This is a genomic window from Nocardia yamanashiensis, from assembly GCF_021183565.1.
Taxonomy (GTDB): Bacteria; Actinomycetota; Actinomycetes; order Mycobacteriales; family Mycobacteriaceae; genus Nocardia; species Nocardia yamanashiensis.
Genome location: NZ_CP089226.1, coordinates 5,268,399 through 5,293,075 on the forward strand (window position 1 = coordinate 5,268,399; position 24,677 = coordinate 5,293,075).

General features: G+C 69.0%; 25 protein-coding genes. 12 read left to right on the forward strand and 13 right to left on the reverse strand.

Features of this window, described 5'->3' with window-relative positions:
* Positions 1–66: 66 nt before the first annotated feature.
* Entirely contained in the window at positions 67–891 is an 825-nt protein-coding gene (locus tag LTV02_RS24765) for an alpha/beta fold hydrolase (protein WP_233034160.1), read from the reverse strand.
* 132 nt (positions 892–1,023) lie between these two features.
* Between LTV02_RS24765 and LTV02_RS24770 the strand changes: the two genes are divergently transcribed.
* The 4 genes from LTV02_RS24770 to LTV02_RS24785 all read left to right on the forward strand — a co-directional run bounded on the left by LTV02_RS24770 (position 1,024) and on the right by LTV02_RS24785 (position 5,415).
* Complete coding sequence (locus LTV02_RS24770) at positions 1,024–1,758, forward strand: SDR family NAD(P)-dependent oxidoreductase (protein ID WP_067716702.1); 735 nt, start codon at positions 1,024–1,026, stop codon at positions 1,756–1,758.
* A gap of 176 nt (positions 1,759–1,934) precedes the next feature.
* Positions 1,935–2,849, forward strand: coding sequence for a beta-ketoacyl-[acyl-carrier-protein] synthase family protein (locus LTV02_RS24775; RefSeq protein ID WP_233034162.1), 915 nt, complete (start codon positions 1,935–1,937; stop codon positions 2,847–2,849).
* Positions 2,850–2,995: 146 nt separating this feature from the next.
* Positions 2,996–3,748: a glycosyltransferase family 2 protein gene (locus LTV02_RS24780; RefSeq protein ID WP_233034164.1), complete on the forward strand. Its 753-nt coding sequence runs from the start codon at positions 2,996–2,998 to the stop codon at positions 3,746–3,748.
* Positions 3,745–5,415, forward strand: a complete 1,671-nt coding sequence (locus LTV02_RS24785; RefSeq protein ID WP_233034166.1) for a class I adenylate-forming enzyme family protein — start codon at positions 3,745–3,747, stop codon at positions 5,413–5,415. The genes LTV02_RS24780 and LTV02_RS24785 overlap by 4 nt, the downstream gene beginning before the upstream one ends.
* Here the strand turns inward: LTV02_RS24785 and LTV02_RS24790 are convergent.
* The 3 genes from LTV02_RS24790 to LTV02_RS24800 form a co-directional block, all read right to left on the reverse strand.
* Positions 5,412–6,380, reverse strand: coding sequence for a hypothetical protein (locus LTV02_RS24790; protein WP_233034168.1), 969 nt, complete (start codon positions 6,378–6,380; stop codon positions 5,412–5,414). The genes LTV02_RS24785 and LTV02_RS24790 overlap by 4 nt on opposite strands.
* Positions 6,381–6,475: 95 nt before the next feature.
* The gene (locus LTV02_RS24795) at positions 6,476–7,714 is read right to left on the reverse strand and encodes a L,D-transpeptidase (protein ID WP_233034170.1); all 1,239 of its coding nucleotides are present in this window, start codon (positions 7,712–7,714) and stop codon (positions 6,476–6,478) included.
* A gap of 64 nt (positions 7,715–7,778) precedes the next feature.
* A complete protein-coding gene (locus tag LTV02_RS24800; RefSeq protein WP_233041696.1) occupies positions 7,779–8,852 on the reverse strand; it encodes a UDP-N-acetylmuramate dehydrogenase in 1,074 nt (357 codons plus the stop codon).
* Positions 8,853–8,944: 92 nt separating this feature from the next.
* On the opposite strand from LTV02_RS24800, the gene LTV02_RS24805 reads away from it, so the two are divergent.
* The 3 genes from LTV02_RS24805 (at position 8,945) to LTV02_RS24815 (ending at position 10,765) form a co-directional block, all read left to right on the forward strand.
* Positions 8,945–9,430 carry a DUF2505 domain-containing protein gene (locus LTV02_RS24805; RefSeq protein ID WP_067716715.1) on the forward strand — a complete coding sequence of 162 codons (486 nt, stop codon included), beginning with the start codon at positions 8,945–8,947 and terminating at the stop codon, positions 9,428–9,430.
* Between the two features lie 31 nt (positions 9,431–9,461).
* On the forward strand, positions 9,462–9,977 hold the full coding sequence (locus LTV02_RS24810) for a DUF2505 domain-containing protein (protein WP_233034171.1): 516 nt from the start codon (positions 9,462–9,464) through the stop codon (positions 9,975–9,977).
* Between the two features lie 68 nt (positions 9,978–10,045).
* The gene (locus LTV02_RS24815) at positions 10,046–10,765 is read left to right on the forward strand and encodes a class I SAM-dependent methyltransferase (protein WP_233034173.1); all 720 of its coding nucleotides are present in this window, start codon (positions 10,046–10,048) and stop codon (positions 10,763–10,765) included.
* A gap of 109 nt (positions 10,766–10,874) precedes the next feature.
* Here LTV02_RS24815 and LTV02_RS24820 read toward each other — a convergent pair whose 3' ends face one another.
* Both LTV02_RS24820 and LTV02_RS24825 read right to left on the reverse strand, forming a co-directional pair.
* On the reverse strand, positions 10,875–12,419 hold the full coding sequence (locus tag LTV02_RS24820) for a hypothetical protein (protein ID WP_233034175.1): 1,545 nt from the start codon (positions 12,417–12,419) through the stop codon (positions 10,875–10,877).
* A gap of 76 nt (positions 12,420–12,495) precedes the next feature.
* Positions 12,496–13,098 carry a hypothetical protein gene (locus LTV02_RS24825; RefSeq protein WP_233034177.1) on the reverse strand — a complete coding sequence of 201 codons (603 nt, stop codon included), beginning with the start codon at positions 13,096–13,098 and terminating at the stop codon, positions 12,496–12,498.
* Positions 13,099–13,211: 113 nt separating this feature from the next.
* Here LTV02_RS24825 and LTV02_RS24830 point away from each other — a divergent pair, with 113 nt between their 5' ends.
* Positions 13,212–14,480, forward strand: coding sequence for an LmeA family phospholipid-binding protein (locus LTV02_RS24830; RefSeq protein ID WP_233034179.1), 1,269 nt, complete (start codon positions 13,212–13,214; stop codon positions 14,478–14,480).
* A gap of 54 nt (positions 14,481–14,534) precedes the next feature.
* Here LTV02_RS24830 and deoC read toward each other — a convergent pair whose 3' ends face one another.
* On the reverse strand, positions 14,535–15,194 hold the full coding sequence (gene deoC, locus LTV02_RS24835) for a deoxyribose-phosphate aldolase (RefSeq protein WP_174567212.1): 660 nt from the start codon (positions 15,192–15,194) through the stop codon (positions 14,535–14,537).
* Positions 15,195–15,265: 71 nt separating this feature from the next.
* Between deoC and LTV02_RS24840 the strand changes: the two genes are divergently transcribed.
* Positions 15,266–15,808: a GNAT family N-acetyltransferase gene (locus tag LTV02_RS24840; protein ID WP_067716730.1), complete on the forward strand. Its 543-nt coding sequence runs from the start codon at positions 15,266–15,268 to the stop codon at positions 15,806–15,808.
* A 43-nt stretch (positions 15,809–15,851) separates the two neighbouring features.
* Entirely contained in the window at positions 15,852–16,742 is an 891-nt protein-coding gene (gene purU, locus LTV02_RS24845) for a formyltetrahydrofolate deformylase (RefSeq protein WP_067716733.1), read from the forward strand.
* Between the two features lie 78 nt (positions 16,743–16,820).
* On the opposite strand, the gene LTV02_RS24850 is transcribed toward purU, so the two are convergent.
* From LTV02_RS24850 to LTV02_RS24875, 6 genes are all read right to left on the reverse strand, one after another.
* Complete coding sequence (locus LTV02_RS24850; protein WP_233034180.1) at positions 16,821–17,819, reverse strand: alpha/beta fold hydrolase; 999 nt, start codon at positions 17,817–17,819, stop codon at positions 16,821–16,823.
* Positions 17,820–18,056: 237 nt separating this feature from the next.
* Positions 18,057–19,034: an alpha/beta fold hydrolase gene (locus LTV02_RS24855; RefSeq protein ID WP_233034182.1), complete on the reverse strand. Its 978-nt coding sequence runs from the start codon at positions 19,032–19,034 to the stop codon at positions 18,057–18,059.
* Positions 19,035–19,161: 127 nt separating this feature from the next.
* Positions 19,162–19,458, reverse strand: coding sequence for a DUF2516 family protein (locus tag LTV02_RS24860; RefSeq protein ID WP_233034184.1), 297 nt, complete (start codon positions 19,456–19,458; stop codon positions 19,162–19,164).
* Between the two features lie 60 nt (positions 19,459–19,518).
* A complete protein-coding gene (locus LTV02_RS24865; RefSeq protein ID WP_233034186.1) occupies positions 19,519–20,184 on the reverse strand; it encodes a heparin-binding hemagglutinin in 666 nt (221 codons plus the stop codon).
* On the reverse strand, positions 20,181–20,729 hold the full coding sequence (locus tag LTV02_RS24870; RefSeq protein ID WP_067716744.1) for a helix-turn-helix domain-containing protein: 549 nt from the start codon (positions 20,727–20,729) through the stop codon (positions 20,181–20,183). The genes LTV02_RS24865 and LTV02_RS24870 overlap by 4 nt, the downstream gene beginning before the upstream one ends.
* Positions 20,730–20,852: 123 nt before the next feature.
* A complete protein-coding gene (locus tag LTV02_RS24875; RefSeq protein WP_408639259.1) occupies positions 20,853–22,193 on the reverse strand; it encodes a DUF445 domain-containing protein in 1,341 nt (446 codons plus the stop codon).
* Positions 22,194–22,341: 148 nt separating this feature from the next.
* Between LTV02_RS24875 and LTV02_RS24880 the strand changes: the two genes are divergently transcribed.
* Both LTV02_RS24880 and LTV02_RS24885 read left to right on the forward strand, forming a co-directional pair.
* The gene (locus LTV02_RS24880; RefSeq protein WP_233034195.1) at positions 22,342–23,058 is read left to right on the forward strand and encodes a TetR/AcrR family transcriptional regulator; all 717 of its coding nucleotides are present in this window, start codon (positions 22,342–22,344) and stop codon (positions 23,056–23,058) included.
* Between the two features lie 181 nt (positions 23,059–23,239).
* Positions 23,240–24,670, forward strand: a complete 1,431-nt coding sequence (locus LTV02_RS24885; RefSeq protein WP_233034197.1) for an ABC1 kinase family protein — start codon at positions 23,240–23,242, stop codon at positions 24,668–24,670.
* Positions 24,671–24,677 lie beyond the last annotated feature (7 nt).

The following is a 24,677-nucleotide window of genomic DNA, read 5'->3' on the forward strand; positions in this document are numbered from 1 at the left end:
TATCCGGCCTACGTGGGTTACCCGACCAAGTGAGCTGAGTCACAAGGATTCTCGCCCGGATACGGGTCAGGCCAGGGCGTTCACGAATGCGGTGAGTTCGCTCACGAAGCGCTCGGGGTCCTCCACGAACAGTCCGTGCTGGGCATCGGCCCAGTACGAGGTGGTGGCGGCGGGCACGGTCTCGGCGATGTAGCGGCCGTTCTCGATCGGGACCACCGGGTCGGCGGTGCCGTGCAGGACGAGGACCGGGACGTCGAGGCCGCGCAGGGTTTCGGTGTTGTCGACGGTGCGATAGAACAGCGCCTTGCGGACCCGCGGGCGGGTGGCCAGGCTGCCGCCGAACAGGCGCTGGGCGTCCTCGCCCTTGTCGCGGCCGGGACCGGTATTGGCATTGCCGAAGGCGGCGAACCCGCGATTCGCCCGGCCGGCGCTCTCCTCGAACACATCGGGAATGGCCTTCTGCATGGCGGGGCCGGGCGTCGCGCCCGGGACACCGCGGCCGATGCCGGCCTGCGAGCCGGTGTACACGACGCCCGCGACCGCGCCGGTGCCGTAGGCGGTCAGGTAGTCGGTCAGCACGATGCCGCCGTAGGACCAGCCGAGCAGGACCGCGCCGGCGGTGATCGCCTCGGCGGCGAGCACGGCGGCCACGTCGGCGGCCCAGTTCTTCGGATCGTCGTAACCGGCTTCGGGGGCATCGGAGTAGCCGTGGCCGCGCAGGTCGAGCGCGATGACCCGGAACTCGCGCGCCAGCTCGTCGGCGGCGCGTCCCCAGCAGCGCAGATTGCCGGACCAGCCGTGCAGCAACACCAGCGGCCGCGCGCCCTCCGGCCCGGTGACGCTGTAAACGATATTCGTGCCGTCCGCGCTAGCTACTTCCCTGATCGCCATGTGAGTGAGGCTAACCACCCGCGACGCCGATCCGGTATGCCGTGCCTAAGCTCTGCGTATGAACGGTCAAGCCCGGAGGAGGCAGCGCAGCGTAACCACGCAGGGCTCCGTTCATGCGCGAAAGGACACAGCATGAGCACTCGTACCGCCGTCGTCACCGGAGCCAGCTCGGGCATCGGGGAAGCCACCGCCCGTGAACTCGCCAAGCAGGGCTATCACGTCTATGTGGGCGCGCGCCGGGTCGAGCGGCTGGAAGCGCTGGCGGCCGAGATCGGCGGGACGGCACTGGCGCTGGACGTGACCGACGAGGAATCGGTGCGGGCCTTCACCGACGCGGTCGGGCAGTGCAATGTGCTGGTCAACAATGCCGGTGGCGCAAAGGGTTTGGCGACCGTGGCCGAGGCCGATCTGGACGATTGGCGCTGGATGTGGGAAACCAATGTGCTGGGCACGCTGCGTATGACGAAGGCATTGCTGCCCAAGCTCATCGAATCCGGCGACGGGCTCATCGTCACCATTACCTCGGTGGCGGCGTTCACGGCCTATGACAATGGTTCCGGTTACACCACCGCCAAGCACGCGCAGGCGGTATTGCACCGCACGCTGCGCGGTGAACTGCTCGGACAGCCGGTGCGTTTGACCGAAATCGCCCCGGGCGCGGTGGAAACCGAGTTTTCGCTGGTGCGTTTCGACGGCGATGCCGAGCGGGCCGCGAATGTGTACAAGGGCATCGATCCGCTGGTCGCGCAGGATATCGCCGAAATCGTGGGATTCGTGGCGTCGCGGCCGCCGCACGTCAATCTGGACACCATCGTGGTGAAGCCGCGGGATCAGGCCGAAGCGGGGCGTTTCGCGCGCCGCGGCTGACTCCGCAATTCGGCCATCCCGCAGGGAAATTGGGAGCGCCGCATTCACCTCGAATTTCGCGGTTTTCGCCGATGCGCGCCGGTGACAACGGATAGCGTCCGGTTCGAAAGCACCGACGGCGGCCGCGTCTCCGGATCGCCGGCGGTGACTCTCGGCGAGCTTCGGGTGTGATCAGTATGGCAATCATCATTTCGGCCGTAGCGGTGGAAACCGGCGGCGGCAGCTCCATCGACCAGGCCGTGGCCGCCACCAAGCGGGCCGTCGCGGCGGCGGGCGGTACACCCGAAGCGGTGGACGCGCTCATCAATACCGGCGTGTACCGCGATGCGCACCTGGTGGAACCGGCCGGGTCCGCGCTGATTCAGCAGGCCGCCGGCATCGGCCTCGAATACCGCGGCGGGGCGACGCCGTGCCTGACGTTCGACCTGATGAACGGGGCCGTCGGGGTGCTCAACGCGATTCAGGTCAGCCAGGCGCTGCTGGCGGCGCCGACGGTCGCGCGGGTCGTCGTGGTGGCGGGTGACGCGCATCCGGAACCCGGCTCCCCGAGCAAGCCGGTCGGGGCCGCGCTGGTGCTCGAAAAGACGAGTGCGCCAATCGGATTCGGCGCCCTGCACATCAGCGCCACCGACGGCCGCCCCGCCGCGACCGGCTTCGTCCGACTAACCGAGCCGGGCAGCCCCGGCCGCGAATCCATTACCGTCGACCGCTCCGGCACCGCCACCGGGGAATTGCTGCATCACGCCGAGAGCGCCGCCACCGAAGCGCTCGAAGTAGCCGGCGCCGACCCCGCCCGGGTGTTCCTGCTGTGCGGGCGGCCCACCCCCGAATTCCCCCGGCTGCTCGCCGCCCGCCTCGGGATCGCGCCCGACGCGATCGCCACGGACGACGACCGCTGCCTCGACGACCGGGCGGGAGCCGAGGTCGGCACGAGCTTTCCCCGCGACGCCCGCACCTCCGCGCTGCCCGTCGCCTACCTGGCGGCCCGCGACAGCGGTCGCCTCGAACGCTTCGCCGTGGCATTGTTCGTCGCGGCGGGCGCGGGACCATCCGCCGCCGCCATCACCTATCGCCTGCCCGCGACCGGGTGAACAAGCCGGCGCCACGGTCGGGTATCGAAGGGAGCAGGACATGAGCAGGTTCTCGCCGGCCGGCCCAACCCGCGGCCGGACGCGCTGCTCCCCGGCGAACCGGTCGGCTGGGACCGCACCACGGCCCACCGCCGGCAGGTGAAGGCATGAGCAAGCTTTGGGTCGTCGTGCCCGCCTACAACGAGGAACACGGCATTACCGCGACGCTGCAAGCGCTGGCGGCACAGCGGGATCGCGATTTCACGGTGATCGTGGTGGACAACGAGTCGACCGATCGGACCGCGAAAGTGGTGCGGGAGTTCGCGCTCCAGCATCCGGTGCCGCGGATCGAGGTCGTCGTGGAATCGCGGAAGGGCACCGGGGCGGCGGCCGACACCGGTATGCGGCACGCGATCGCCGCCGGGGCGGTGCGGCTGGCTCGAACCGACGCCGACTGCCTGCCCGCACCCGATTGGACCGAACGGATACACGCCGCTTTCGATTCCGGGCTGCGGCTGGTCAGCGGGCAGTTGCTGCCGCGCACCGATGAGGGCGTGCGGTGGGTGGATCGGACGATCATCCGGGTGGCGCTGGAGTTGGCGTCCACGTTCGGGAAGTTCCGGCCGGGGAATCAGGATCCGCGTTATCTCGGGCCGTATGTGATGACCCCGGGGTGCAATATGGCGATCACGGCCGAATTGTACGAAGCCGCAGGCGGATTCCCGCGCACCGCGATCGAGGAGCTGCACGAGGATCGGGCGCTGGTGAACGCGGTGCGTATGCTCACCACCGACTACGGATTGCGGCGGGATGTGCGGGTGTACGGGTCGAATCGGCGAGTGCGGGCATGGGGGGTGCGGCGGACCTTGGAGTGGTACGCCGACCATCGATACAAGCCGGAAGTGGTCGATATCCGTTGAGCGACAAGGACTTCATCGAACTGCTGCGCGAGCGCGGGCGGGAACAGCCGCTGGCGGCGGCGCTCGGGATCGTCGGGCAGCCGGCGTTGACCTACGCACAGCTCGCCGATCGCATCGACGGAGTGGCGAATCGCCTGCACCGGAGCGGATTCCGGCCCGGCGACCGGATGCTGTTCTCCATCCGGCCGTGCCCGGACGCGGTGGTGCTGATCCTCGGGACCATCGCGGCGGGCGGCACCATCGTATTCGTGGATCCCGGCGTCGGACCGGAACTGTTCGCGCGGCGCATCGAGCTGGCGCGACCGGGCTGGGCGGCAACGGAATCGCTGCTGTATGCCCTCGGCGGACCGTTGCAGGGCGCGGGGCGGCGGCTCGGCCTGTCGCTGCCCGAATTCGCGAAACTGCCGGTGCACCATATCCACAGCGGCCCGAGGCTGCCGGGCACGCCCAAGGGTTCCATCCCGGCACAGTGGCTGCTCGGGCCGAGTTCGCCCGCCGCCGCACCGACGACCGGCACCGCACCTGCCGATCCACCCGGCGGGTGGATTCCCGGCCGCCCGGCCCACCCGGATCCGCTGCCGCACGAGTGGATCTCGCCGGGCTTCATGCCCGACGCGCAGCCGGCGGCCGGACCCGCGGCAGCCGATCCGGCGGCCGAAGCGCTCATCGTCTTCACCTCCGGCACCACCGCCGCCCCCAAAGCCGTGGTGCACACCCGTGGTTCGCTCGGCGCGGGGCTGGCGGCGGTGGCGGGGCGCAGTAGCGTCGCGCGGGGCGCGCATCTGCACACCGAGCAATTGATGATCGGCCTGCCCGCGCTCATGGCGGGCGCGCGCTGGTCCATGCCCCGCTATCCGCGCTTCGGCACGCATATCGATCCGCTGCGCTTCACCCGGCAGCTCGAACCGGCCACGCACGCGTTCTTCACCCCGGCGGATCTATCCACAGTTCTCACAGCTGTGGAATCCGGGCGATTGCGCGCGCCGGGACGGCTGCGCGAAATCTCGCTCGGCGGGGCGCCGGTCACCGCCAACCTCTTGCGGCGCGCCACCGCGGCCCTGCCGGGCTGCGAGTTCCTCGCCATCTACGGCATGACCGAAATCCTGCCCGTGGCAATCACTTCGGGGGCGGCGAAGCTCGGCTACACCGGATCGGGCGATCTGATCGGCGCACCGGTCGACGGCATCACCGCGCATGTCGCCGGGGACGGGGAACTCATCCTGTCCGGGCCGAACCTGTGCCGCGGCTATCTCGGCGAGCCGCCGCTGACCGAGATCGCCACCGGTGATTTCGCGCGCTTCGACGGCGACGAACTGGTGCTGCTGGGCCGCAAGAAGGACATGATGATCCGCGGCAAGACCAATATCTATCCGGGCCTGTACGAACCGGCCATCGGCGCGGTGGCCGGGGTGCGGCAGGCCGTCATGGTCGGGCTGCCGGATCAGGTCGGGGACGAGCGCATCGTGCTGGCCGTGGTGCCGGAGCCCGGGAGCGGCGATGTCGAAGCCCGGCTGCGCCGCGAATTGCCCGCGCTCATCGATATTTCCGCGCTGCCGGACGACATCGTGACGGTCGCGGAGATTCCGGTGAGCGGGCGCACCAGCAAGCCCGATCGCGCCCTGCTGCGGGCGCTGCTGGCCGATCGAATGGCGCGGGCCGGACGCTAACGCGGTTCGAGCAGCTTGGCCATGGTGTGGTCGGCGAACGCCGCGGCCTGCGCCGCGGTCAAAACGCCTTCCGCATAACAGAATCCGAGGCGCAGCTCACCGTGTGCCGCGGTGACGGTGACGGTGAGCGCGCCGGTGCCGGAGTTCGACGCGGCGAGCGCGACGCCCGAAAGTCGCGCGGTCCCGGCCTGTTCCGGCATTTCGACCCGTCCCGGATCGATCACCGAGGTGTTCCAGGTGACCCGGCCGTCCACCGCGTCGACCAGCGCACTGTGCACGGTGACGCCCGCGCGATGGCAGTCCGCGGCCAGTGTGGCCAGCCGCTGCGCGTCCAGCACCCGGTACACGATCCGGGTCCGGCCGTGCGGTTTGGTGAACAGGCAGCGCCAGAAACCGCGCGGCGGAATCCGGATCAGTTCGTTCGCGGGCGGGATGGGAATGCGCGGCGTGCGCGGCGGCGCGCCGGCCGCGGCTTCGATCAGTTCGCGCAGGGCCGCCAGCGACGAACGACCATCGCCGATGATGCGCGACACGGTGAGGATGACGTCGTGAAACTCCCCCGCCGCGGCGTCCCGGCCGTCGACCACGGCAATGCGCGACAAACCCGCTCGCACGTCGAACGGCCGGGCCAGCTCGGCTTCGATCTCATGCTGCCAGGCCTGCGGATCATCGGATGCGATGCGCCGCACCGGAATCACCGGCTCGGCCAGCGAGGCCAGCCACGGATCGTCGGCGGGGCCGCGCACGGCCGCCTGCAGCACGGGATATTCCGAGACCAGGGTGTCCGCGGCCGCTTCCAGCCGTTCCGGCGTGAGCACCCCGTGCACCCGCACCCGCGCAACGCAATTGGCGGGCGAGATCGCGTCGATCACCCAGAACCAGCGCTCGGCCCGGCTCAGCGGCCGCGCGAACCCGCGCCGCGCCCGCGTGAATCCCGTTGCAGCCGTTGCCGCCCCACTCGCCACCGGGCCTCCTCACCACCGAAGCCAGCTCCGGGAGAAACATAACCCGGAATCCGGCGGTCCGCTCGGCGGCGAGGCGCGGCCTTACGGTGCGGCGATCAGCGGGTGCCGCCCGGCGCCTGCGGCGGGACCGGGGTGGCGGAGACCACCGGGGACGGATCGCCCTGCAGCGCGGACATGCTCTTCCAGGTGTTCCAGTCGATGGTCCAGTCGTAGAGATCGCCGTCGGCGGCCGACAGGTTGATGCGGGTGCCGGTCACCTCCACCGGATCGCCGTAGAGCGCGGTCGGGAAGTAGGACTGGGCGTCGCCGTCGCTGAGGTTGATGCAGCCGTTGGTGACGTTCGTATTGCCCTGCGCCGCCGAGGACATCGGGTTGGCGTGAATGAACTCGCCGTTGTTGGAGATCCGCACCGCCCAGCGCTCACGCACATTCGTGTAGTACGGCGGATTGGACATCATGAAGTCCTGGTACTTCTCGGTCACCACGTGCACGCCGGAGCGGGTCACATTGCGATCCTCGTTGCCCTCGCCGTACGAAACCGGGAAATCGAAGACGACCTGACCGTCCCGCACCACCTGCATGCGATGGCTGGGCGCGTTGGCCTTCACGATCTGCGAACGGCCGATGGTGAAATCGGAGGTGATGTCGGAGTCGCCGTACACGCCGTCGCCCAGATTCAGGCCGTACAGCTTGGCCGCCACCTGCACCTTGGTGCCGGGCTGCCAGTACTCCTTGGTCCGGTAGTGCGCGCGGGAGCCGCCGTTGTCGTCGGGCAGCCAGGCCCAGGAGCCCTCGTTGTTCGGGGTGGTGGTGACCGACAGCGCGCGTTCGACCGCGGCCTTGTCGCTCACATGGCCCTTGAACTGCAGGATGATCGGCGCCGCGATGCCGACCTCCTGGCCGTCGCCGATATTGATGGTCGCCGTCGCCACGCTCTTCGGGGTGACCGTGCTGAACTTGGCGTCGATGGCGACCGGCTTGCCGTCGGTGCCGGTGGCGGTGCCGTTCCAGGTGTAGGTGACGCCGTAGCCGAGCGGCTCGGTCACGGTGAACTTGCTGTGGTCCGGGGTGAATTCACCGGCCACCTGCTTGCCATTGGGATTGGTGAGCGCCACCTGGTCGATGCGGCCGCCCGTCACGGAGACGCTGACCGCCGCCTTGGGGTCGACGTCGGCGGTTCCATTGCCGGGACTCACGGTGACCTTGGCGGCGGGTTCGGCTTCCTTGGCCGAACCACCCGACTTGTCGGAGGTGCACCCGGCTACCAGCGCGACCACGGCCAACAGCGCCGCCACTACGGCGGCCGACCGCCGAGACACTTGTCGATTGCTCACTTCCTCGACCTTACCCCGGCAAACCAGGTCCCCCGGTCTGTGCGGAAGTGGTCCAGGACACCAATTACAGGGGCACACCCACGGTCACGGGCTCGGGTTCCAAGGTGATCCCGAAGCGGTCGGCAACCCCCTGGCGAACGGTGCGGGCGAGGGCCGCGAGATCGGCGGCGGTGGCGCCGCCCCGATTGGTCAGGGCCAGGGTGTGTTTGGTGGACAGCCGGGCGGGGGCGTTCGCGCCGGGGTAGCCCTTGGCGAAGCCGGCGCGCTCGATGAGCCAGCCGGCGGAGAACTTCACGCCGCCGTCGGCGGGCCAGGTGGGGACGGCCACATCGGGGCCGGCATGTGTGGCGATCGCCGCCAGCACGGCCGGTACCCGGGAGTCGGGAACGATCGGATTGGTGAAGAAGGACCCCGCGGACCAGGTGTCGTGATCCTCGGAATCGAGCACCATGCCCTTGCTCGCGCGCAGGCGCAGCACCTCGGCGCGGACCGCGGCGGCGGGCCGGGATTCCCCCTCCTGGGCGCCCAGGACATTGGCCAGTTCGCGATAGCCGAGCGGTGCGCTGGAGCCGTCCGCGCGCAGCGCGAATTCCACGGCCAGCACGACGGCGGCGGTACTGTGCTTGAGAACCGAAGTGCGGTAACCGAATCCGAGCTCCTCCGGCTCGGCCCAGCGGGTCTCCCCCGTCGCCCGGTCCAGCAAACGCACGCGGCGCAGCAAACTCGCCACCTCCACGCCGTACGCGCCCACGTTCTGGACCGGCGTGGCCCCCGCGGAACCGGGAATACCGGACAGGCATTCGAGGCCGCCGAAACCGGCGGCCACCGTCTCGGCCACCACCGCGTCCCAGTTCGCGCCCGCCTCCGCGACCACGAACACCTCGTCCTCGTCCTCCTCGGAGCCGCCCGCGGTGACGATGCCGACGCCCTCGGTGGCGATCCGCACCACCACGCCTTCGAAACCGGTGTCGGCGATGAGCAGATTCGAGCCACCGGCGATGAGCAGCAGCGGAATTCCGGCCGCGTCCAGTGCGCGAACCGTCGCGACCAGCGCCTCGGTGGTCTCGCAATCGGCCACCACGGCGGGACCGCCGACCCGCAGCGTGGTCAGTTCCGCCAGCGGCACCGACTCGCGCAGCCGCGCCCCGGTCGCCGCCAGCAGGTCTCGCAGTTCGTCGAACGCCACCACCCGAGAAGTACGCACGACCACAGACGGTAGCCTGTCCCACCATGGCGACACCTCTGGCCTTCACCGCGCACTCGACCCATCCCATGGCCGCGGTGCGTGCGGCGTTCGCCGACGAGCAGTACTGGAAAGACCGCATCGAAGCGGTCGGCGGCCCGGGCGCGCGCATCGACAACATCTCCATCAGCGGCGACAACGTGCGGGTGGAAATGGTGCAGGCCATCTCGCCCGACGATCTGCCCGCGCAGATCACCGCGATCAAGCCCGAGGGCCTGATCATTCCGCGTATCGAGACCTGGCACGGCAACGGCGGCACCGTCGAGGCGCATGTGGACGGCGCGCCCGCGAACGTGAACGGCACGCTGACCGTCACCGACGACGGCACCGGTTCGACCTTCGTGGTGGACGCGTCGATCGACGTGAAGATCCCGCTCTTCGGCAAGAAGATCGAGGCCGCCATCCAGCAGCACCTGACCGAACTGCTGGAGCGCGAAGCCGAGTTCACCGACAATTGGCTGAGTTCGCACTGACGGGGGCTTCCCGGCAGTAACCTGAGCGATCGTGCCCCGCCGACTCGACTACTCCGCACGCTATCCGCTGCACACCACGCAAGAGGTGTACGCGGCGTTGATGAACCGCGACCACTGGGACGCGCGCATCGAGGAAATGCGGAAACACTCGCCCAACGACATCGTCAGCCTGGAGGCCGGCGAGCACGGCATCGAGATCGAGACGCGGCACGTGCTGCCGCGCGAGAAGCTGCCGGAGATGGCGCAATTGGTCATGCACAAGGACATGGTGATCACCCGCCGGGAAAGCTACGGCCCCTTCGGACCCGAGGTGACCGGCGAATACACCGCCGAGATCCCCGGTGGGCCCGGCACCCTGGGCGGCACCATGCGCCTGTTCCCCACCGAGACCGGGTGCACCCTGCGCACCTCTTCCAAGGCCACGGTGACCATTCCGTTCTTCGGGCGCAAGCTCGAACAGGTCATGCTGGTGAACCTGATCGACCTGTTCCGCGCCGAAGCCGAGGTGACGAAGCTCTGGCTGGATCAGCAGCATCCCGTCGGCTGAACAAGCCGATCGGGACGATCACCCGCGGTACCACCGGAATCAACCGCCTGCGGCGCGGGGACCGGTGGATGATGCACGATCCCTTGGTAACTCAGCGCTTGCTGAATGCCGCCGATCCACTCGTGGTCGACCTCGGCTACGGCGCCAGCCCCGTCACCACCCTGGAAATGGCGGGGCGACTGCGCACGGTCCGCCCGGACCTGCGCGTAGTGGGCCTGGAGATCGACCCCGACCGCGTGGTCCCCGGCCGCGACGGCGTCGAATTCGCCCGTGGCGGTTTCGAACTCGCCGGCCACCGCCCAACCCTGGTGCGCGCCTTCAACGTCCTGCGCCAATACCCGGAATCCGCCGTCCCCGACGCCTGGTCCACCATCCTCTCCGGCCTCGCCCCCGACGGCCTCCTCCTCGACGGCACCTGCGACGAACTCGGCCGCCGCTGCGCCTGGATCCTCCTCGACCGATCGGGCCCGCTGTCCCTGACCCTCGCCTGGGACCCCTTCACCGTCGAAACGCCCTCGGACATCGCCGAGCGACTACCGAAAGCCCTGATCCACCGCAATATCCCCGGCGAACCCGTCCACGCCCTGCTGACCGCCGCCGACCGCGCCTGGTCCCACGCCGCGCCCCTCGCCCCGTACGGCCCCCGCGTCCGCTGGCGGCATGCCGCGAACCTGTTGCGGGAGCAGGGCTTTCCGCTCCGCCCACAGCGCCGCCGACTGCGTGACAATCAGCTCACCGTGCCGTGGGCCGCGGTCGCGCCGCTGCCGTCTTCCGAAGCCACCGGCTGACATCGAGATAACCGGGATAGCGGGAATTCGAGACCACGTGGGATGCGGGGTCGAGTGGCACATGGGCGAGGGGGTTCTTCGGCGTGTTGCCGCGCTCATGTGCCACTGATCATGAAGTGGGGGTGGTCGATTCGATTGCGCGGGTGAGGAGGGCGCGGGCTCGGTCTCGGGCTTCTTGGACGCTGCCGGAGAGGGCGGCGGGGGCCAGGAGGGAGCGGGGGGCGAAGGGCTGGCGCCAGAGGCCGCCGTGGGCGGCGCCGAGGGCGAACAGGGCTTCGGGGTTCGCGGGCGGGGGTTCGGGTGGGGTGTGCAGATCGGCTACGAGTTTGGCCGCCAGGAGCGTACGGGCGGTGGCGGGGTCGAAGACCTCCACGCCGAAGGCGGAGACGGCGCGGTAGGCCGCTCTGCGCCAGGCGGTTTCGCGGACGGCGGCGGTCCAGGCGGGCGGGGCGACCGTGTAGGAGACGGTGACGGCGGAGTCCTGGGCGAGGACGGCGCGCCAGCGGGGGAGGCGGTGGGCGAGGGCGTAGTCGGCGCCGGAGAGGACCGGGAGGTTGTCGAAGAGGCCCCATTGGGCGCCCGCGATGTCGGTGACCGGGTTGGTGTAGTTGGGGCTGTAGACGGAGCTGGGGGCCAGGCGGTGCAGGAGATCCTGTGCGGCGCCGCGCAATCCGCGTTCGGTGAAGTGGCGGCGGGCGGCGGTGACGACCTGTTCGGGGACGGCGTAGCAGTCGGTGGGGGAACCCAGGGCGGCCAGGGCGGTGCCGGGGTGGCGGCGGAGCAGGGCTTCGGCGAGGACGTCGGAGGCGGCGGCTACCCGCAGGGCGGCCGCGCCGGGGAGACCCGCGTACATGCCGAGCACCGGGCGAAGGTCCGGCGAGTGGGAAAGCCAATGGAGCAGGGCGGGAAGGCTTCTCGCGATATCCGCGCCGGGACCGGCGGCGGTGACGGGAAAGGTCATCCGGCCCGCGCCCGCTCGGGCGTGAGTGCGCAGGCGATGCCAGCGGCTCCGGCCGGGGCGATCCACGGCGATCACCTCCGCGCCCCAGGCCAGCAAGGGGCGGACCGGGCCCAGTTCGGCTCCCGCGCCGAGTGCGATCAGCCGGAAACCCGGTAGCCGCAACCATTCCGGGTGATCGATCACCTGCTCGATCGCCGCCGCGAAGCCAGGCTCGACGATGCCGCGCCGCTCCCAGACCGCCAATTGCGCCCGCAGTTCGTCCTGGGCGAGCAGCCGCCCGCGCCACGGGATCTCCAGCCGCGGCACCGGTTCGGCCTCGCCGCGCACCTCCCCGGTATCCAGCAGGCCCGCGGCGGATTCCGCCTCCGACTCGAGCGCGTCGGCATCGATCGAATCCAGCGATGTCACCGCCCGCCCGGAAGCGAACCGCAGCATGGTCCGCGCCGACGCCAGGCCGGCCCGCGCGATTCCGAGCGACGCCTCCGGCCGGCTGACCGCCAGCGCCGTCATGTTCCGGAACAACCGATGATGCCGATGCCGCCAATCCCGGCACGTCTCCACCGACTGCGCGAGGTCCGCGTCGAACTCCCGCACCGCGTCCGCCACCACGGCGGCGGTGACCATATCGGAAACCCGATCCGGCGGTCCGGGCGGAAAAACCAGGTCCCACATGCCATCACCGACGGTCCCCATGATCAGCACCCTGCCACGAAACCGGCCCTCGCAAAACTCGAAACCTCGCTGTGCAGTCTCACCACCGGGGACGTCTTCAGGCCCGGGTCAGGGCGCGATGCAGCCGGGCCGCCGTCTGCGGGGGCAGCGCGGTACTGGCGGAACGGATTTCGGCGCGCGCGCAACGGTGGATGGCCACCGCGTCGGCCACCACCTCGTCCAGGGCGGCCTGCCCGATGCCCGCCTCCGCGAGATCGAGGACGGTGCGCAGCGGGGTGGTGACGAGAAAGGTGCCGGCGGATTCGACCTCGTTGCGGGCGAATGCGCGGCGCAGCACGACCAGGCGGGGGGACAGCGGAAACCGGCCGACGCGGGCGGACATGTGCACGAAGCGCGGGCGCAGGCGGCCCAATCCGTGCAGTTCGGCGGCGCTGTGATGGGAGACGGCGGCGGCCCCGTCGAACCAGGCCGACCACATGGCGTACTCGTCCAGCGGGCCGTCCGGCCATTGCGACAGCCGGAGCAGTCCCACCCCGGCGCGCATGACGCTGCCGTCGCGCAGACCGTCCCGGATCCGGGCTTCACATCCGGTGCGCAGCACTTGTCGGGTGGTGAAATACCCCGCGTGCTGCCCGGCCACTTCTTGCAGCGCCTGCCAGCCGTGCTCCGGGTCCGGCTCCGCTGCGGGCTTCCCAGCCATACCGATCAGGCTACGCCAGCCTCCTGTGTGTTATGTCACAATCGGCCGGGGTGACGCGACACCCTCACCGGAAGCACAGAACTCGCACAGAAAGCTCGGGAACAATCGGGCCCATGAGTTCGAAACCCACCTCGGACGACGCGACCGCCCACGGCCCGGAGACCGGCGCCTCGTCCGGCACGGACGACAAGACGCTACGTACGGGCGGCGGGCCCGAAAACGGCGGTGGCGAAACCGAAGTGATCGCCCCCGGACCGGGGGCGACGCCGCAGCCCGCGAACGACGCCGCGCCCACCGAGGCGCTCGGCGGCACGGGACAGAACTGGTGGGACACCGAGCAGGAGCAGCACACCCAGGTACTCGACGCGCAGCACCCCGATGCCCAGCCGACGCAGGTGCTCGGACCGCAGAGCGGCGCGCCCTACGGCACCACCGGATCGCAGCCCACCGAAGTGCTCGGCGCGGGCTTCACCGCACCGCAGCCCGCGGAGGCGGGGCCGGGACCGAATCCGACCCAGGTGCTCGGCGCGGATGAATTCGGAACCACCGGACCGCATTCCACCCAGGTGCTCGGCGAGCCGGTCGGCGCCTACCCGGTGGGCCCGGGCGGCACGCCCCCGCCCGGCACTCCCCCGCCGACGAAGGTCGGTGGCGGAGAAGGCGGTTCGGGCAAAGTGCGGCGTACGCGGCGCACCGTGCTCATCGTCGCCCTGGTGGTGGCGCTGCTCGCGGTCGGCGGCGTGGCGGCCGGCGAGGTCTACACCCGGCGCACCATGGAGAACTGCATCAGCTCGCAGTTCGAGAAGGAGATGGGCACCAGCATCGACGTGTCCTTCGGCTGGAAACCGCTGCTGCTCACCATGTTCGACAACAAGGTGTCGTCGGTGACGGTGGACAGCGAGGACAGCAAGTTCGGTCCCGCGCAGGGCATGGACGTGCACGCTAAGTTCAACGACATCGAGGTCAAGGACAACGGCAAGGGCGGCGGCACCATCGGCAGCTCGACGGCCGACGTCACCTGGAGCACCGACGGCATCGTGAAGACCATGGGCGGCTTGGTTTCCGGCGCGAAGGGCGATCCGGCCAATGGCACCCTGGACTTCGCCGTGCTCGGCGGGCTGGCCGAACTGCAGGTGAAGCCCAAGATCGTCGGCGACAAGGTCGAGGTGGAGACCATCCAGGCCTCCCTGCTCGGCTTCGGCCTGCCCACCGATCTGGTCTCGGGCATCGTGCAGCTCATGACCGAGAGCCTGCAGAGCTACCCGCTCGATATGAAGCCCACCAAGGTCGAGGTCACCAATGACGGCCTGAAGGTGCACCTGGAAGGCGGGCGCACCGAACTGCAGTCCGCGAACGGCCAGAGCACCACGGTCAGCTGCTGATTCGCCGATGACGGCCCGCCAGGCACCCTGGCGGGCCGCATCCGTGCGCGCCGATCAGCCCGGAAAGCCTTCCAGCACTTCGCGGCTGCGCGAGAGCCCCAATCGGGTGGCGCCCGCCGCGATCATCGCCGCCGCCGCGGCCGCGTCCCGGATACCGCCGCTGGCCTTGACGCCCAGCCGGTCGCCGACGGTCTCCGCCATCAGCCGCACCGCGTGCGCGCTGGCTCCGCCCGCGGGGTGAAAACCCGTGGAGGTCTTCACGAAATCGGCGCCGGCCTTCTCGGCGGCCAGACAGGTCTGCACGATCGCCTCGTCGCTCAGCGCCGCCGATTCGATGATCACCTTGAGCAGCGCGCGATCCCCGACCGCCTCGCGCACCGCGATGATGTCGCCCAGCACCGCGTTGTAATCACCCGCGCGCGCCGCGCCCACATCGATGACCATATCCACCTCGGCGGCGCCCTGTTCGACCGCCAGCCGCGCCTCCGCGCCCTTCACCAGCGAATGATGTTTGCCGGAGGGGAAACCCGCGACGGTCGCGACCACCAGCCCGGGTGCGCGCACCGGCAGCATCGAGGGCGACACGCAGATCGCGAGCACCCCCAGCTCGCGCGCTTCCTCGATCAATGCCGAAACATCCGCGGCGGTCGCTTCCGGCGCGAGGAGGGTGTGATCGATCATCGCCGCCACGTCCCGGCGGGAAATCTCAGCCATGAGCACCGAGTTTGGCATATGCGTGGCGAATTTCGTTGCGAGCCGCCACCGATCTCGCGCACACTCGTAGTGTGCTGATCCGTCGTGAACGTACCGGCGACGCCGCCGCGATCGACGCGGTGCACCGCAGCGCATTCGCCCGCCAGTACGCCGCCGCCAACGGCGAGACTGCGGCCGGTGCCATCGAACCGCCGGAAGTGAGCCTGGTCAGGCAGCTACGCGACCACTCCGGGTGGATGCCGACACTGTCCATGGTGGCCGAATTCCGGGACCAGGTGGTGGGCCACGTCTGCCTCACCCGGGCCGGCATCGGGCCGTTCCCGGTGCTGGCGCTCGGGCCCATCGGCGTGCGCGCGGACCAGCAGGGCGCGGGCGTCGGCTCCGCGCTCATGCACGCCGCGCTCGGCGCGGCCGAAGCCCTCGACGAGCCCCTGGTGGGTCTGCTCGGCAGCCTCGATTACTACCCCCGCTTCGGCTTCGTGCCGGGCATCCGGCTGGGCGTGGTCCCCGACCAGGCCGACTGGACCTCGCACTTCCAGGTGCGCCCGCTGGCGGCCTACGACTCCGAGATCAAGGGCGAGTTCCGCTACGCCGAACCCTTCTACGAGCTGTAGCGGAGCTGACCCGGCAATTCGCCGGCACATCGGGGCTGGGACTATGTCCGGTATGAGTTCCACCCCCGATGACCGCCGCTACGTGCTCACCTTGGGCTGTCCGGACCGTCCCGGCATCATCGCCCGCATCACCTCGTTCATTGCCGACTTCGGGGGCTCGATCGTCGAGGCCGGATACCACTCCGACCTGGACACCGGCTGGTTCTTCACCCGGCAGGCGATCAAGGCGGCGACCGTGCCGTTCTCGCTGGAGGAGCTGCGCGACCGGTTCACCGCGGTGGCGGCCGAGCTGGGACCGGACACCGAATGGCAGGTGCACGACACCGGGGCCAAGCGCCGGGCGGTGCTGCTGGTCAGCAAGGACGGGCACTGCCTGCACGATCTGCTGGGCCGGGCGGCGTCGGGTGAACTGCCCGCCACCATCGAGGCCGTGATCGGCAATCACCCGGACCTGGCGGCGATGACCGAGGCGCACGGGATCAAGTTCCACTACGTGCCGTTCCCGAAGGATCCGGCCGAGCGCGGCCCGGCGTTCGAGCAGGTGCGGGAGCTGGTGGACGCGCACGATCCGCACGCGGTGGTGCTGGCGCGGTTCATGCAGGTGCTGCCGGAATCGCTGTGCGAGCACTGGGCCGGGAAGGCCATCAATATCCATCACAGCTTCCTGCCGTCCTTCGTCGGCGCGCGGCCGTACCACCAGGCGTTCGCGCGCGGGGTGAAGCTGATCGGCGCGACCTGCCACTACGTGACCGCCGAACTGGACGCGGGGCCGATCCTGGAGCAGGACGTCACCCGGATCGATCACGCGGACACCGTGCACGACATGGTGCGCCAGGGCCGCGATATCGAGCGTGTGGTGCTGGCGCGCGGGCTGCGCTGGCATCTGGAAGGCCGCGTGCTCGTACACGGCCGCCGCACCGTCGTTTTCGACTGACGAGCCTCGAAAAGCCGAACGCCCCTTCCGCACCGGAGTGCGGAAGGGGCGTTCTTCTTGCGGCCGTGATCTTTTCGATCAGCCCGCGACGGCGACGTTGCCGCGACGGCCCGAGCGGATCACGCGGTGCAGCTCGCTGTTGAAGGCCTGCTCGGCCTCGATGTTCACCAGGTGCCCGGTGGGCAGGATGGTGTAGCGATCCAGGTAGCCGGCGGCCGCGAGGGTGTCGGCGATCTCGCGCGAATGCAGTTCCGGCAGCAGGCGATCCGACGAACCGGCGATGACCGTGGTCGGCACCGTGAGGTTCGCGGCGGCGCCGTGCAGGTCCAGCCGCAGCAGGCCGCGGGCCACGGCCGCACGCGCCGACGGGCGGCAGGAGCGGACGATCGAGGTGCCGAAGGCGACCTGGTCGGCGGTGGCGGTCCTGGTCATCAGGCGGCTCTTGGCGACCATGTGCACCGCGCGGCCGCCGGGCAGCGGGAGCGGGGTGCCGAACATGACCTTGGCGACCCAATCCGGCGCGGGCACCACGTCATTGAGGAACGGGATGACCGTGGCGCGGCCCGGGATCTCGCGGGCGGCGGTGGTGGCCAGCAGCACCGCGGAGGCGCGCCGGGCGACCTGCTCCGGGTAGTGCTTGGCCCACGCCTGGATGGTCATGCCGCCCATGCTGTGCCCGGCGAGCACCGCCCGCTGGCCCGGGCGCAGCACCGCGTCCAGCACCGCGACGAAGTCGTCGGCGAGCTGTTCGGAGCCGAAAGCCCGGCTGCCCATGGTGGATTCGCCGTGGCCGCGCTGATCGTAGGCGACCACGCGGTATTCGCCGGCGAAGGCATTGATCTGGGGATTCCAGTATTCGATGGCGCAGGACCAGCCGTGCACGAGGACGATGACCTCGCCGTCGGCGGGACCGTAGGCGTGCACCCGCAGTCGCGCGCCATCGGGGGTGGTGACGGGAATGACCGCGTCCGGTTCCGGGGTATTGAACGACTCGGTCGCGTAGGTGCGGGACCGCAGTGCGGTTCGGAAGGGGGCGGTCAGCCTGTCGGCGCCCGCCTCAGGCAGCTTTACCAGCATGAGCACTCCTTTGTGTTCCAGGCCACACTACCGCGCTAGCAGTAGTGCTTGCTAGAGCAAGCGGCAAGATTTTTCGATCCTGCCGCATTGCGGCCCGCCTTTCCGGGATACCCGTTCCGCCGCAATGGCATTCCTGTTTTTTGCGCTCGGACCAGGGGACTTCTGTTACCTACAACACAGTTTGGGGCGGATTCATGCCCCGGATAAGGACCCCAAGGGGTGGGAAACCCCACCCGCTCAGGCCCCCACCGCCGTCGCAATCCCGAACGCCGCCTTGGCAATCCGCGCGAGTTCGCCGTTGAACTCCGCATAGGCCTCGACATTGCCGAGATGGCCGGTCGACAGGATTCGATAACCGTCCAGACTGCCGGTCGCGGTGAGCATTTCGACGATCCGCTCCGAATGGACCACGGGCGTCATGTCATCCAGCGATCCGGCGATGACGGTGGTCGGCACGGTCAGGTTCGCCGCGCCCCGGCCCACATCCAGGTAGGACAGCAGGGTGCCGAACTTGCCGCGCACCCGCGCCGGGCAGGACCGCACGATGTTCAGGCCGAAATCGGCGATATCGCCGACCGAGTTCAGGCTCATGATCTGCCGCCGGAAGACCCACTTCATCGGCGCGACCGGCGGGAACAGCACGGGAGCGCTCAAACCGAGCAGGCCCAGCACGAAGGGCAGCTTGGTCAGGCCGCGATTGAAGAACGGCACCACGGTGGTCTCGGCGATGAGATTCCCGGCGGCGGTATTGGTCAGCAGCACCGCGTGCGTGCGCCGCCCGACCTGCTCCGGATAGCGCCCGGCCCAGCCCTGAATGGTCATGCCGCCCAGGCTGTGTCCGACCAGCACGGCCTTCTGCCCCGGCCTCAGCGCGGCGTCCAGCACGGCCGAGAGGTCGTCGGCGAGCTGGTCGGTGGTGAGCGGCGCGGTGCCGAGGTCGCTCTCGCCGTGCCCGCGCACGTCGTAGGCGACCACACGGTATTCACCGGCGAAGGCATTGATCTGGGGATTCCAGTATTCGAGGCAGCAGGTCCAGCCGTGCACCAGCACGATGACATCGCCATCGGCGGGGCCGTAGGAGTGCACCCGCAGGCGGGCTCCGTCGGTGGCGGTCACCGGGATGACCTCGTAGGGCCCGGCGGGCGGGTTCAGGTCCGCATTGCCGTAGGTCCGGGTCCGCAGGTCGGCCCGATGGTTACGCAGCATTGCGCGCATGGGGACACTCCTTTGTGTTACTCCTCGATACAGTAACCCTGCGCACACCGTGCTAGCTAGAGCAAGCACCAAAAAAATTCGGCCGCCACCCGAACGGGTGACGGCCGAAAGCCTGGAAAGGGCGCGACTACCAGCGCGGACCCCGCTGGATCTCGTCCACCTTGGGCCGCACATCGGCGAGATATACACCGGTCGCGATGATCGCCGCGATGCCGAGAATGCCGACCGGCGTCCGGGCCAGCAGCAGCCCGATCAGCGCGGCGGACAGGATGCCGATCCAGACCGGCTTGGTGAGCTTGTCCACGGCGGTGAAGGCGTCCGGCCGCTGCCGGATGGCGTGCACCAGCGCGAACACCGTCATGGCCAGCGCACCTAGTTGCAGCACCCACAGAATGAAATCCGGAATCGCGTTCACCTGCCCCATCATACGAGCGAAGCCCCCGGGTACCAGCTGTACACGGGGGCTTCGGGCGAACGAATCGCGTTACTTCTTGGCGGCCGGAGCAGCCTTCTTCGCGGGGGCCTTCTTGGCCGGAGCCTTCTTGGCCGGCGCGGCCTTCACGGGAGCCTCGGCCGGCTCGGCCTCGGTGGTCACGCCCACGACCTCGGCGTCGACGGTCTCGACGACCGCCTCGGTCTCCTCCTTGGCGCGGCCCAGCAGCGGCGACACCTGCTCGGAGACCTTGCCGAACACGTCCTGGGTCTGCGCGACCAGGTCGTTGTAGAAGCTCTCGGCCTGGCCGATGCGCTCCTCGAAAGCCGGGTTGGTGCGCAGCTTGTCGACCGCCTCCTCGCCGCGGGCGGCCAGATCGGCGTACAGGTCCAGCAGCTGGTGGTAGTACTGGTCGACCAGCTTGCGCAGCTCTTCCGGGGTGGCCTTCTCGCGCAGCTCGGCGAGGTCCTCGGGGAGCTCGGACGGCAGCGCCTGCACGCGCTGGCGCAGGGTCTCGAACTGGCCCTGGGCGTCGGCCGGCAGGTTGGCGAAGCGCTCGCGGGCCTCTTCCACGCGGCCGCTCACGTCGACGGCGGCGGCGCGATCCTTGAGCTGCGCGTAGGCGTCGAGGACGGCGGCGTACACGGCGTCGCCCGCACCCACGGTGGCGTAGATCGGCTTGGTCACGGTGGCGGTGCTGATCTTGGGTTCGGTCATGATGTTTCGTTCTCCTGGCGTGGCGGAACTTCGGTCGTGCGGTGCGGAACCTCGTTGTCCCTCAGGGCATCGCTGCCCTGGATCCCCCCGGGAACGCCCCCTTGGTGGTCCGTCGCGTCCCCTTCGTTCTCGTTCGCCTGGTTCTCGCGGCGAAACGATTCGTAGATGTCCAGCAGCACCTGCTTCTGACGTTCGGTGAGACCGTCGTCGTTCAGCAGGGCGTCCCGGACCGGACCGTGCGGCCTCTGCTCGAGGTACCCGGCCCGCATGTACAAGACCTCCGAGGAGACCCGCAGACCCTTGGCGATCTGCGCGAGTACCTCGGCGGACGGGTTGCGCAGCCCTCTCTCGATCTGACTGAGATACGGGTTGCTCACCCCCGCCAGCGCGGCGAGCTGGCGCAGCGAGACCTGAGCGGCTTCGCGTTGCGCCCGGATGAAGCCCCCGATGTCGTGAGCCGCGCTGGCTACGCGGCCCGACCGATCTTCGGCGGCGGACGTCTCCGTGCCGTCGTTCGGTTCGGGAACCTCGGGGTCGTGTGTCATCACTCACCTTCCGGCGGTTGTAGGGCCAATTCTAGAACGGGGTGCTAACTCTTGCAAGCAGTCTGTTAGCACCATTACGGCTAACGCCCGGCGCCACGCCCGCGAGCCATTTTGGACAATCGATCAGCCATTGAACAGCAAATGTGAAATGGCGTAGATCGCGAGGCCCGCCAGGGAACCCACCACCGTGCCATTGATGCGAATGAATTGCAGATCCTTGCCGGCCGCCAATTCGATCTTGCGACTGGCCTCGTCCGCGTCCCACCGGGCAACGGTGTCGCTGACCAGCGTCGCGAACTCGGCGCCGTAGTTGGCGACGAGATACCGGACGCCGCGCTCCAGCCACCCGTCCACCTTGTCGCGCATCTCCGGATCTGTCGAGAGGCGCTCGCCCAGCTGCTGCACGTTCTCGGCGACCTTGCGGCGCAGCGTGGAGTTCGGATCGTCGGCCGATTCCAGGATCATCCGCTTGCCGGCGCGCCAGGTGGCGTGCGCCATACCGGTGATCTCCTGCCGGCCCATGAGCTCGGTCTTGATCTTCTCGGCCTTCTTGATCATCGCGTCGTCGAATTGCAGATCGTGCGCGAAATCCTCCAGGAAACGATTCGCCGCCAATCGCACTTCGTGATCGGGCTGCGTCCGCACCTTCCAGGTGAATTCCACCAGCTCGCGATAAATGCGTTCGGCCAGCAGCGAATTCACGAATTTCGGGGCCCAGGAGGGCGCGTCGCGATTCACGATGCGATCGAGGGTCTCCTGCGAATCCAGGGCCCACTGGTGCGCGCGCTCGGCCAGCAGATCCAGCAGCGGCGCCTGGCGGTTGTCGGCGATGAGCTCGTTGAGCACCTTGCCGATCGGCGGCCCCCACAGCGGTTCGGCGATGCGCTTGACGATGGTCTGGTCGATGACCTGCTCGACGTCCTCGTCCCGCAGCGCCCCGACGACCGCGCGCAGCAGGGTGGAACTCTCGTCCGACACCCGCGCGGCGTGCTCCGGATCGGCCATCCAGCGGCCCAGCCGGAAGGAGATCTGCGCGGAATTCAATTTCGCCGCCACCGCGTCCGGGGAGAGGAAATTGGTCCGTACGAAATCGCCCAGGCCCTCGCCTACTTGATCTTTCTTCTTACGGATGATGGCGGTGTGCGGAATGGGGATACCGAGCGGATGGCGGAACAGCGCGGTGACCGCGAACCAGTCTGCGAGTGCGCCGACCATGCCCGCTTCCGATGCGGCCTTGAGATAACCCACCCATTCGCCGCCGTTCCCGCGCGATTGATACCACGCGCAGAACAGGTAGATGAGGGTCGCCGTCGCGAGGAAGCCGGTGGCGATGGCCTTCATCCGCCACAGTTCGCGCTTCTTGCCCTCTTCGTCCAGCAGGTCGGCAAACGCCCCGCCGGAGGTGGTGACCGGTTTCGTCGTCTTCGCTTCGAGTACCCCGGCACTGCCGGCAGGTTGCTCCATAAGCTCCATTCTGCTGGTTTCTCCGACAAGTTCCCGGCCACCGGGCCGGTCCCGATCGGCGACCAGCGGACGCATGCGAGGCTTAAGCTGAATAGGCCCAGCACAACCCGCGAACGAGGAGTCCACCCTGTCGACTACGAAGGGCACCGTGAGCGCCGCCATCGACGCCGCCGGAGGCACCCGCGGTACCGGCGGTCGGGTGGACGGCCGCAAGCGCCGCTGGCAGCAGCACAAGATCGACCGCCGGGAAGAACTGGTGGACGGCACCCTCGCCGCGATCCGCAAACGCGGGGGCGACGCGGGCATGGACGAGATCGCCGCCGAGATCGGCGTCTCCAAAACGGTCCTGTACCGGTATTTCTCGGACAAGCAGGATCTGACCCGCGCCACCATGGAACGGTTCATCGAGACCACGCTGATGCCGCGCATCTACGAGGCCATCAGCGACGATCTCGACGAATATCAGCTGGTCCGCAATACTTTGGCCGCCTATGTGCACACGGTCGACGAGGACACCGACGTCTACCGCTTCATCATGGGCAACGGTTCCTCCACCGACACCTCCACCCTCGCGGATTTCGAGAAGCTGTTCGCGCAGGTGGTGTCGGCGGTCATCATCGACAAGGCCTTCGACCGCGGCGTGCAGACCGAAGGCGCGATGCTGTGGGCGTACGTGCTCGTCGGCGGCGTGCAATTGGCCACCGACTGGTGGATCTCCAACCGCACCATGTCCGTCGAGGAGATGCTGGACTACCTGACCATGATGGCGTGGAGCGCCGTCGAGGGCATGGTCCGGGCGGGCGGCGACCGCGCGTGGTTCAACTCCAAGCAGCACACGCTGCCGGACCCGGAGAACATTGACTAGCCTGGGTACGCGACAACTGATCTCGCAAGATTCGGGGTAACTCCCCGGGTACGCCCAAAATCGGTTTGTCTCCCACCGTGGGCACGCATGCAGGACAGGCGACGGCACCCCGCCGGGCGCTAAAGTCGCGGGGAGGCGGCCAAGCACCAACGGGGGTGTTGGCTCCAATGGAGGGTCACTGATGGCGAAAGAGCTGCCTACTTCCAGGCTCGCGCGGGGGACCAAACTGGGCATGGCCGTGGCCGGCAATGCCATCCGGGCGCAGAAGACCCGACGTTCCATGCGCGGCAGATCCGAGGCGGTGCGCGCCCGGATGGCCGAGGAATCCATCATTCGTTCCACCGAGCAGATGGTCATGGTGCTGGGCACCATGAAGGGCGTCGCCATGAAGCTCGGGCAGATGCTCTCGGTGCTGGATCTGGATCTGGTGCCGCCGGAGCATCGCGAACGCTTCCAGCGCCGGCTGGCCGTGCTGCGCGACAGCGCGCCGAGCGTCTCGTTCGAGACCATGGCCGCGGTCATCGAAGAGGATTACGGCAAGCCGCTTTCCGAGGTGTTCGCCGAATTCGAATCCGAGCCGATCGCCGCCGCCTCCATCGGGCAGGTGTACCGGGCCACGCTGCACGACGGGCGGGTGGTCGCGGTGAAGGTGCAGTACCCGGGCGTCGATGCCGCGGTGCGCGCGGATCTGAAGAACCTGGCCATGTTCCGGCGCATCCTGCAGTCGGCCATGCCGTGGGTGACCCCGGCGGTGCTGGACGAGCTGCGGCTGAACCTGGAGAGCGAACTGGACTACGTCGCCGAGGCGACCACCCAGGCGCGCATCGCCAAGGTGTTCGCGGGGCATCCGTTCATCTTCGTGCCGGACACCATGCCGGAGCTGTCCACGCAGCGGGTGCTGGTGAGCGAGTACTTCCCCGGCAAGGGTTTCGAGGAGATCCGGCAGCTGCCGGCGGCGGAGCGGGACCGGATCGGCGAGATCATCTACCGGTTCTACGTGGGCTCGCTCTTCACCTTCAACGAGTTCTGCGGCGATCCGCATCCGGGCAATCTGCTGCTGGGCGCGGACGGGCGGGTGGCGTTCCTGGACTTCGGGCTCTACAACCTGATGGATCCCGAGCACGTGCAGTTCGAGGCCACCTGTATCCGGGCGGCGGCCGAGGAACGCGCGGAAGACCTGCGGGACCTGATGATTCAGCGCGGGGTGATCGACGACGAGGACGAGATCACGCCCGAGGAATGCCTGGAGTACGTGCTCGCCGCCTGTGAATGGGCGCTCATCGACCAGGATCTGACCATTACGCCGGAACTCGCTTCCGGCGCTTTCGTGCTGGCGGTGGATCCGCGGGCGAGCGAGTTCTCGGAGATGAAGCAGCAGAATCTGCCGCCGGAGCATCTGTTCTCGCGGCGCGCGGACTTCCTGACCTTCGGCATGCTGGGGCAGTTGGAGGCCACCGGGAACTGGCATCGGATCGCCCGGGAGTGGTTGTACGGCGACGCGCCCGTCACCGAACTCGGTCGCGCCCATCACGAATGGCTGGCGGGCCGCCCCAAGCCGGAACCCACCACCTCCCAGGCCAAGAAGACCCGCAAGCGCACCGCGAAAGCGTGAGAGGAAA

What these genes read in the sequence shown, in the direction of transcription:
- LTV02_RS24765 (WP_233034160.1), bottom strand. Translation starts at nt 891, where the DNA reads ATGGCGATCAGGGAAGTAGCTAGCGCGGACGGCACGAATATCGTTTAC.
- LTV02_RS24770 (WP_067716702.1), top strand. Translation starts at nt 1,024, where the DNA reads ATGAGCACTCGTACCGCCGTCGTCACCGGAGCCAGCTCGGGCATCGGG.
- LTV02_RS24775 (WP_233034162.1), top strand. Translation starts at nt 1,935, where the DNA reads ATGGCAATCATCATTTCGGCCGTAGCGGTGGAAACCGGCGGCGGCAGC.
- LTV02_RS24780 (WP_233034164.1), top strand. Translation starts at nt 2,996, where the DNA reads ATGAGCAAGCTTTGGGTCGTCGTGCCCGCCTACAACGAGGAACACGGC.
- LTV02_RS24805 (WP_067716715.1), top strand. Translation starts at nt 8,945, where the DNA reads ATGGCGACACCTCTGGCCTTCACCGCGCACTCGACCCATCCCATGGCC.
- LTV02_RS24815 (WP_233034173.1), top strand. Translation starts at nt 10,046, where the DNA reads ATGATGCACGATCCCTTGGTAACTCAGCGCTTGCTGAATGCCGCCGAT.
- LTV02_RS24820 (WP_233034175.1), bottom strand. Translation starts at nt 12,419, where the DNA reads ATGGGGACCGTCGGTGATGGCATGTGGGACCTGGTTTTTCCGCCCGGA.
- LTV02_RS24825 (WP_233034177.1), bottom strand. Translation starts at nt 13,098, where the DNA reads ATGGCTGGGAAGCCCGCAGCGGAGCCGGACCCGGAGCACGGCTGGCAG.
- LTV02_RS24830 (WP_233034179.1), top strand. Translation starts at nt 13,212, where the DNA reads ATGAGTTCGAAACCCACCTCGGACGACGCGACCGCCCACGGCCCGGAG.
- deoC (WP_174567212.1), bottom strand. Translation starts at nt 15,194, where the DNA reads ATGGCTGAGATTTCCCGCCGGGACGTGGCGGCGATGATCGATCACACC.
- purU (WP_067716733.1), top strand. Translation starts at nt 15,852, where the DNA reads ATGTCCGGTATGAGTTCCACCCCCGATGACCGCCGCTACGTGCTCACC.
- LTV02_RS24850 (WP_233034180.1), bottom strand. Translation starts at nt 17,819, where the DNA reads ATGCTGGTAAAGCTGCCTGAGGCGGGCGCCGACAGGCTGACCGCCCCC.
- LTV02_RS24855 (WP_233034182.1), bottom strand. Translation starts at nt 19,034, where the DNA reads ATGCGCGCAATGCTGCGTAACCATCGGGCCGACCTGCGGACCCGGACC.
- LTV02_RS24860 (WP_233034184.1), bottom strand. Translation starts at nt 19,458, where the DNA reads ATGGGGCAGGTGAACGCGATTCCGGATTTCATTCTGTGGGTGCTGCAA.
- LTV02_RS24865 (WP_233034186.1), bottom strand. Translation starts at nt 20,184, where the DNA reads ATGACCGAACCCAAGATCAGCACCGCCACCGTGACCAAGCCGATCTAC.
- LTV02_RS24870 (WP_067716744.1), bottom strand. Translation starts at nt 20,729, where the DNA reads ATGACACACGACCCCGAGGTTCCCGAACCGAACGACGGCACGGAGACG.
- LTV02_RS24875 (WP_408639259.1), bottom strand. Translation starts at nt 22,193, where the DNA reads ATGGAGCAACCTGCCGGCAGTGCCGGGGTACTCGAAGCGAAGACGACG.
- LTV02_RS24885 (WP_233034197.1), top strand. Translation starts at nt 23,240, where the DNA reads ATGGCGAAAGAGCTGCCTACTTCCAGGCTCGCGCGGGGGACCAAACTG.